At 66.4% G+C, this 1350-nt stretch carries 1 protein-coding gene and 1 pseudogene; both read right to left on the bottom strand.

The genetic code is table 11. From position 1 onward, the window contains the following. Positions 1-143: 143 nt before the first annotated feature. A complete protein-coding gene (gene istB, locus C5708_RS19050) occupies positions 144-872 on the bottom strand; it encodes an IS21-like element helper ATPase IstB (protein ID WP_151650599.1) in 729 nt (242 codons plus the stop codon). After that, positions 859-1350: pseudogene (locus tag C5708_RS19045) on the bottom strand (IS21 family transposase); the annotation flags it as partial. The pseudogene C5708_RS19045 and the gene istB, both read right to left, overlap by 14 nt.

The raw sequence follows: 1350 nt of genomic DNA, 5'->3' as shown, positions 1-1350 counted from the left end.
GTCAAACGGCTTGCAAAATTGACCCCCGATCGGCGTCCAAGATTGACCCCCCTGGCGCTGGCGTTGGCAGTCGCCCGGCGGCGTAGCGCGGAGCCCTTGCGCAGCGCAGCGCGTAGCCGACGGGCGCACCCCTCACGGTCGGATTAGGATCGGTTCTTCAGCCGCCAGCTGTCGTTGCCGGTTTCGACGATGTCACAGTGGTGGGTCAGGCGGTCGAGCAACGCCGTGGTCATCTTGGCGTCGCCGAAGACGCTGGGCCATTCACCGAAGGACAGGTTGGTGGTGATGATCACCGAGGTCCGTTCGTAGAGCTTGCTGATCAGGTGGAAGAGCAGCTGGCCGCCGGATTGCGCAAACGGCAGGTAGCCCAGCTCGTCCAAGACGACGAGATCCAGCCGCGACAGTTGGGCGGCGAGCATCCCGGCCTTGCCGCGCCGGGTTTCATCTTCGAGCCGGTTCACGAGGTCGACGAGATTGAAGAAGCGGCCTCGGACGCCGGCGCGCACAACATTGGCGGTGATGGCGATGGCCAGATGGGTCTTGCCCGTGCCGGTCCCACCGACCAGCACGACATTGCGACGGTTGGCCAGGAAGGCGCCGTCGTGCAGCGATCGGACGAGGCCCTCATTGATCGGCGAGCCTTCGAAGAGGAAGGCCGACAGGTCCTTCATCACCGGCAGCTTGGCCGCGGTCATACGGTATCGGATGGAAGCGGCCTGACGGTGGGCGGTTTCCGCCGCCAGGAGATCGGCGAGGATTTCCATGGCCGTCCGGTTGCGCTGGAGGCCCGTGGTCACCGCGTCGTCGAAGGCGCCAGCCATGCCCTTCAGGCCGAGCTGCCCCAAGGCCTCGATCATATCATGCCGCTGCACGGGAGCCTCGCAGTAGGTCATAACGGGCGCAGTCAGCGACCGGAGGATCACGCAGCTTCAGGGCCTCCGATGTTGTGATCCCTTGGGGGCCTGGGGGTTCTCGTCGTCGGGCCAGGATATTGAGGATCACCTCGTCACTGGCGACGCCAGCATCCAGGGCTTCGCGGACCGCCTCATCGACGGCCTCCAGCCCGTCGTCCAGCACAGCGGCTAACACCCGCACGAAGCGCCGGTCGGCCTCGTCGCCCGATCCCAGCTTCTTTCTAAATCGGGTCAGGGCCGGTGGCAGCGACCAGTCCCGGAAGGGCGCGCCGTTGCGCAGGGCGCCTGGCTTGCGGGCCAGCACCGGCAAGTAGTGCCAGGGGTCATAGACCGTCCTGTCGCGGCCGAGGCTGCGTGGGTGATCGGCCACCTTCTCACCGTCGCAGAGCACAACGATCCGGTCCGCATAGGCGCGGATCTGAACCGCCCGGCGCGC

The sequence above is a fragment of the Caulobacter sp. CCUG 60055 genome (genome assembly GCF_022750545.1).
Classification (GTDB): Bacteria; Pseudomonadota; Alphaproteobacteria; order Caulobacterales; family Caulobacteraceae; genus PUIC01.
The sequence above is the reverse complement of the archived record's forward strand: the minus strand, read 5'-3'. Positions and strand labels throughout refer to the sequence as shown.